The organism is Allobosea sp. NPDC055332 (assembly GCF_053645455.1).
In genome coordinates this window covers 689,472-695,499 of the sequence record NZ_JBSHMO010000005.1, presented here as the reverse complement: position 1 = coordinate 695,499, position 6,028 = coordinate 689,472, and the positions used below count along the sequence as shown (strand labels likewise).

The following is a 6,028-nucleotide window of genomic DNA, read 5'->3' as shown; positions in this document are numbered from 1 at the left end:
AGAGCGGCCCCGCCAGCGGCGGCGCCGTCTCGATGGGCGGTTTATAGGGGGACCCCGCTTCCCATGTCAACACGCTTCTTGAAAGTTTTTCGACAAAAGTGCCTCTGAATCTGAAAGGCGCGTATTTTCAATAGCTTATCTTTTAATCGGCAAAGAGCCCAGCATAAGTGGGGCGATCAGAGCCCAGCCGGTCCCGCCGCGACAGCGGCCCTGCCATGCGCCGGCTTTCCCTTCGCGTGAAGGCGCCCTACCTTTCCCGGTATCGAGGCGTTCCGGATAGGCGATGGCAATGACGAAGGGTTCCGATCTCCTGGTGGCAGCGCTCGAGAACGAGGGCGTCGACCGCATCTTCGGCGTTCCCGGCGAGGAGAACCTCGACGTCGTCGAGTCACTCCGGACCTCGAAGATCGAGCTCGTCCTGACCCGGCACGAGCAGGCCGCCGCCTTCATGGCGGCGACGCATGGCCGGCTGACGGGCAGACCGGGTGTCTGCATCGCAACGCTCGGGCCCGGCGCGCTCAATTTCTCGACCGGGGCGGCCTATGCCCATCTCGGCGCCATGCCGATGATCCTGATCACCGGCCAGAAGGCGATCATGAGCGCCAAGCAGGCGCGCTTCCAGATCGTCGACGTCGTCGCCTCGATGAAGCCGCTGACAAAGATGACCCGGCAGATCGTCAGCGCCGCCAGCATTCCGGCGGTGGTGCGCGACGCCTTCCGCGTCGCCATGGAGGAGCGTCCCGGTCCGGTCCATCTCGAATTGCCGGAGGACATCGCCGGCGAGGAGGTCGCCGATGTGCCGCTGATCCCGGTGCATGCGCTGGAGCACCCGGTCGCTAACCCCAAAGCGATTGCCCGCGCCGCCGAGATGATCCTCGCCGCCAAACGGCCGCTGCTGATGATCGGCGCTGCCGGCAACCGGCCGCGACTGGTCGAGCCGCTCTCCGATTTCGTGCGGCGAGTGAAGCTGCCCTTCTTCAACACCCAGATGGGCAAGGGCGCCGTCACCGGCGGCTCCAATCTCTATATGGGCACGGCCGCCCTGTCCGAGGGCGACTATGTCCACCAGGCGGTCGACCGGGCCGACCTGATCATCGCGATCGGGCATGACACGATCGAGAAGCCGCCTTTCCTGATGCGGAGCGCAGGCGGACCGAAGGTGATCCATGTCAGCTACCAGTCGGCGACGGTCGAGCAGGTCTACCATCCCGATGCCGAGGTGATCGGCGATATCGGCGCGACCGTCGCGGCGCTGGCGGAATTGCTGGGCGGCCGGCTCGAGGCCGATCCGGTCATGCTGGAGCTGCGCCAGAAGATCCTCGCCCATCTCAACGACCGGTCCGAGGAAGACCGCTTCCCGATCACGCCGCAGCGGATCGTCCATGACATCCGCGCCGTGATGCCGGAGGACGGCATGGTCTGCCTCGACAACGGCATGTACAAGATCTGGTTCGCGCGGAACTACCGCACCCACGTCGCCAACACGCTGCTGCTCGACAATGCGCTGGCGACGATGGGCGCCGGCCTGCCCTCGGCGATGATGGCGGCGATGCTCCATCCCAAGCGCCGGGTGATGGCCGTCTGCGGCGATGGCGGCTTCATGATGAACAGCCAGGAGATGGAGACCGCCGTCCGGCTCGGCCTCAACCTCGTCGTCGTCGTCCTCAACGATAGCGCCTATGGCATGATCCGCTGGAAGCAGGCGGTCGACGGCTTCGCCGATTATGGCATGAGCTTCGGCAATCCCGATTTCGTTCGCTATGCGCAGGCCTATGGTGCCAAGGGCTCGCGCGTCGGCTCGGCCGCCGAGCTCGTCCCAACGCTGGAAGCCGCCTTCAAGGGCGGCGGCGTCCATCTCGTCGAGGTGCCGATCGATTATTCGGAAAACACCCGCGTGCTCGTCGAGGAGCTGCGCAACAAGACGCCGGATATCGAGCTGGCCTGATACGGAGCCAGCCTTCGATTCTTACGGCCCTCATCCTGAGGAGCCATTTCATAGAAATGGTGTCTCGAAGGATGCTCCAGAGATCACTGGAACCATCCTTCGAGACGCCGCTACGCGGCTCCTCAGGATGAGGGCTGTGGTTCCAGTGAAAGGATAATCCCATGCTGCAGGTCGTGCAGGCTTATGATCGCGCGCCGATCGAGGAGATCGCCACCGATGATGCCGCGGCGCTCGAAGCCAAGCTGGCGGCGGCCGACAAGGTCTTCCGCGATCGCGGCAACTGGCTCCAAGCCCATCAGCGGATCGCGATCCTGCGCAAGCTCGCCGAATTGCTGTCGGCCAGGCGCGATCATTTCGCCCGCCAGATCGCGCGCGAGGGCGGCAAGCCGCTGACCGATGCGGTCATCGAGACGACCCGCGCCATCGACGGCATCCACAATGCCGCCGATGAACTCCGGAACTTCGCCGGCCGCGAGATCCCGATGGGGCTGACGCCCGCGGCTGCGGGCCGCTGGGCCTTCACCACCAAGGAGCCGATCGGCGTCGTCGCAGCGATCTCGGCCTTCAACCACCCGCTCAACCTGATCGTCCACCAGGTCGCGCCGGCGATCGCCGTCGGCTGCCCGGTGATCATCAAGCCGGCGAGCACGACGCCCCTGTGCTGCCGCGACTTCGTCGCGCTGGTGCACGAGGCCGGCCTGCCGGAGGCCTGGTGCCAGATTTTCCTGCCGGAGACCAACGAGCTCGCCGAGAAGCTCGTGACAGATCGGCGTGTCGCCTTTCTCAGCTTCATCGGCTCGGCCAAGGTCGGCTGGTACCTGCATTCCAAGCTGGCGCATGGCGCGCGCTCGGCACTGGAGCATGGCGGGGCGGCGCCGGCGATCGTCGACCGCAGTGCCGATCTCGACAGGATCATCGAGCCGCTGGTCAAGGGCGGCTACTACCATGCCGGCCAGGTCTGCGTCTCGACGCAGCGCATCTACGTGCATGAAGAGATCGCCGACGCCTTCACCGAACGGCTGGTGGCGCGGGTCGCCAAGTTGCGCACGGGCGACCCCGTCCTGAAGGAGACCGAGGTCGGCCCGCTGATCCTACCCAAGGAAGCCGACCGGGTGGCGAGCTGGATCGACGAAGCGGTGAAGGGCGGAGCCAAGCTCGCGCTCGGCGGCAAGCGGCTCTCCGAGACGACGCTGGAGCCGGCCGTGCTGCTCGATCCCGCCGCCGACGCCAAGGTCTCGCAGCTCGAGGTCTTCGGCCCGCTGGTCTGCGTCTATCGCTACAGCAAGCTCGACGAGGCCATCGCCCGGGCCAATTCGCTCAATGTCGCCTTCCAGGGCAGCGTCTTCGCGCAGGACATCGATGTCGCCCTGCATGTCGCCGAGCGGCTCGACGCCTCGGCGGTGATGATCAACGACCCGACCGCCTTCCGGACCGACTGGATGCCTTTCGCCGGCCGCAAGGAATCCGGCTACGGCACCGGCGGCATCCCCTACACCATGCGCGATATGACGCAGGAGAAGATGATCCTGATGAACCGGCGCTGAGGCAGCCTTCAGCGCTTCAGCAGCAGCCTGACCTTCGCTAGCGCCGAATCCTGCTCCTCGTGATAGTCGATCAGGCTGCGGAACCGCCCTTCCCCGTCCATCAGATAGACCGAGGCGGTGTGGTCCATGGTGTAGCCGTCCGCCGTCGGGATGCGCTTGGCATAGGCCTTGTAGGCCTTCAGCGCCGCGTCGACCTCGGCCTGCGTGCCCGAGAGCCCGACGATGCGCGGATCGAAGGACTGCAGATAGAGCGAAAGCTGCGCTGGCGTGTCGCGCTCGGGATCGACGCTGACGAAGAGCACATTGAGCTTGTCGGCCTCGGGGCCGAGCTTGCCGAGCAAGGTCGTGAGCTCGAACAGCGTGGTCGGGCAAACCTCCGGGCAGTGGGTGAAGCCGAAAAAGACCAGCGTCGGCTTGCCGAGATAATCGGCCTGCGAGACCTTGCGGCCGGTATGGTCGGTCGAGGTGAACGGACCGCCGACATCGGCCAGCGGCGTCGACACGGCTGCACTGGGCCCCGGCCGGCCGGGGCCATCGACACGCCACCAGCCGAGCGTGATTGCGGCGGCGGCGAAGGCGACGAGAACGACGGCGGCCCAGGCGCCGTAACGGATGATCTTGAGGATCGGCATAGCGCTCTGTCTGGCGTCCGGCCTCGCCGGCGTCAACGTGGCGAAATCGACCCGGTCGCCGTTGCCTGCTGCGGCTCATCGTCGCCGCCGCCACCATAGGGATCGGCCAGCGCCGCCTGCGGCGCGCTGATCTCGACCTTGCCGGCGACCATGGTCTGCATGCGCTCCGGCCCAATATTGCGCAGCAGCTTGCGGAAGCTCGGATGCATGCCGCCATCCATCAGCGCATAGCTCATCGCCGGCAAGCTGCTGATGAGTTCGGCGAGGCGTGCGTCGTCGCGGGCACTGCGGGCCGCGACCAGCGGCTCGACCTCGGGATCGGTCTGGTAGGCCGGGCACGGCGCGCCAGGGACGAAGGCCGAGGCATCGCCCGCCGGGTTGAAGACGTAACGGCCACCGCAGGTCGCGAGCTTCGGCGGTTGGCGCGTCGCCTCGAAATGATCCGAGCCTTCCTTGAGATTGCGCCAGAAGGCGATGTTCGGGTTGCCGCGATGGCGCGCCAGGTTCTCTGGCGTCATCCGGAAGGGGAAGGCCTGAACCTGGAAGCTGCGCTGCCCGCCGGCGAAGGCCTCACGCGCGAGGCCGTAGAGCTCGGTGACGCCGTCATCGGTCATGGCGTAGCAGCCAGCCGAAGTGCAGGCGCCGTGGATCATCAGGGCCGAGCCGGTATAGCCCTGCGCCTTCTCCAGCGCGTTGGGATAGCCGAGATTATAGGACAGGTAGTACGCCGATCTCGGGTTCATCAGCTCGGGCGTCACCGTATAGAAGCCCTCGGGTGCCTGCCGGTCGCCCTCACGCTTCTTCGGGCCGAGCTGGCCGGACCAGCGGCACATCGGATAGGTCTTGAGCAGGGCATATTGGCCGGAGCGATCGCGCTTCCAGACCTCGAGCTCGCTCTCCTTCTTGTAGAGGCGCACGACGATCGGGTCGGCCTGACTCATGCCCTTGTTCGACATCTGCGAGACGAGCGCAGCCGGCAAAGGCTGGTTGCCGCGGCCGTCGCCGTCCACTCCGACGCATGACGACAGGGTAATGGCGGCAACGCCGAGCAGCGCGAAGCGCCGGAGATGCTGGAAGAGAGAGCGATCGGACATGGCTAAAATTATCGGCGTCTGGCGCTAACGACTCGTGAACGGGCTTGAACCCGCGCGACCCTGCAACCTCAGGCCGGTCGAGGTTCAATTGACGTTTTCGTGAACGGCATCTCCCGCGCCCCTCTCCTTCGGCACTTGAAGCTCAGGTGGCTTCAGGTCGCAGAACCGCGGCGAAAGGGGAATCACGCCATGCTCGACCGCCGCCTCGCCTTGCAATCCCTCGCCCTCGGCCTTGCCGGCTCGCTGTCCCTGCCGGCGCTCGCCCAAGCGCCGACCGCCCTGCTCGGTCCCGGTCCGCTGCCGGAAAGGGTCTTCGGCGCGGCGGAGGCGCCGGTGACGGTGATCGAATACGCCTCGCTCACCTGCCATCACTGCATGAACTTCCACATGAAGACCTGGCCGGAGCTCAAGGCGAAATACGTCGACGCCGGCAAGGTGCGCTTCATCATCCGCGAATTCCCGCTCGATCCTTTGGCGATGGCCGGCTTCATGCTCGCCCGCTGCGCCGGCGAGGACAAATGGTACCCGGTCGTCGACATGTTCTACCGGACGCAGGAAGGCTGGGCCCATTCCGACAAGCCGTTGGACGGGCTGACCCAGGCAATGCGCCAGGCCGGCATGGGCAAGGATGGCGTCGAAGCCTGCCTGAAGCGCGAGGACATCTATCAGGGGATCAAGCAGGTCTCTGAGCGCGCCAAGGGCTTCGGTGTCGAGTCGACCCCGACCTTCTTCGTCAACGGCAAGAAGGAGGTCGGGGCGCTCTCGCTCGAACAGTTCGATGCGATCCTGGCGCCGCTGCTGGCCGGGCGCTGA

Annotated in this window: 5 protein-coding genes; 3 read left to right on the top strand and 2 right to left on the bottom strand. The window is 66.0% G+C overall.

Annotated elements, in window-relative coordinates; translation table 11 throughout:
• Nucleotides 1–289 precede the first annotated feature (289 nt).
• Together ACWIGM_RS28825 and ACWIGM_RS28820 are read left to right on the top strand one after the other, a co-directional pair.
• Entirely contained in the window at nucleotides 290–1,945 is a 1,656-nt protein-coding gene (locus ACWIGM_RS28825; protein WP_454029398.1) for an acetolactate synthase large subunit, read from the top strand.
• Nucleotides 1,946–2,106: 161 nt separating this feature from the next.
• Nucleotides 2,107–3,489 carry an aldehyde dehydrogenase family protein gene (locus tag ACWIGM_RS28820; protein ID WP_454029397.1) on the top strand — a complete coding sequence of 461 codons (1,383 nt, stop codon included), beginning with the start codon at nucleotides 2,107–2,109 and terminating at the stop codon, nucleotides 3,487–3,489.
• Nucleotides 3,490–3,497: 8 nt separating this feature from the next.
• Here ACWIGM_RS28820 and ACWIGM_RS28815 read toward each other — a convergent pair whose 3' ends face one another.
• Together ACWIGM_RS28815 and ACWIGM_RS28810 are read right to left on the bottom strand one after the other, a co-directional pair.
• Nucleotides 3,498–4,121: an SCO family protein gene (locus ACWIGM_RS28815; protein ID WP_454029396.1), complete on the bottom strand. Its 624-nt coding sequence runs from the start codon at nucleotides 4,119–4,121 to the stop codon at nucleotides 3,498–3,500.
• A 32-nt stretch (nucleotides 4,122–4,153) separates the two neighbouring features.
• Nucleotides 4,154–5,215 carry a L,D-transpeptidase family protein gene (locus ACWIGM_RS28810; RefSeq protein ID WP_454029395.1) on the bottom strand — a complete coding sequence of 354 codons (1,062 nt, stop codon included), beginning with the start codon at nucleotides 5,213–5,215 and terminating at the stop codon, nucleotides 4,154–4,156.
• Between the two features lie 189 nt (nucleotides 5,216–5,404).
• Between ACWIGM_RS28810 and ACWIGM_RS28805 the strand changes: the two genes are divergently transcribed.
• Nucleotides 5,405–6,028: a DsbA family protein gene (locus tag ACWIGM_RS28805; RefSeq protein ID WP_454029394.1), complete on the top strand. Its 624-nt coding sequence runs from the start codon at nucleotides 5,405–5,407 to the stop codon at nucleotides 6,026–6,028.

What these genes read in the sequence shown, in the direction of transcription:
- ACWIGM_RS28810 (WP_454029395.1), bottom strand. Translation starts at nt 5,215, where the DNA reads ATGTCCGATCGCTCTCTCTTCCAGCATCTCCGGCGCTTCGCGCTGCTC.
- ACWIGM_RS28815 (WP_454029396.1), bottom strand. Translation starts at nt 4,121, where the DNA reads ATGCCGATCCTCAAGATCATCCGTTACGGCGCCTGGGCCGCCGTCGTT.
- ACWIGM_RS28825 (WP_454029398.1), top strand. Translation starts at nt 290, where the DNA reads ATGACGAAGGGTTCCGATCTCCTGGTGGCAGCGCTCGAGAACGAGGGC.
- ACWIGM_RS28805 (WP_454029394.1), top strand. Translation starts at nt 5,405, where the DNA reads ATGCTCGACCGCCGCCTCGCCTTGCAATCCCTCGCCCTCGGCCTTGCC.
- ACWIGM_RS28820 (WP_454029397.1), top strand. Translation starts at nt 2,107, where the DNA reads ATGCTGCAGGTCGTGCAGGCTTATGATCGCGCGCCGATCGAGGAGATC.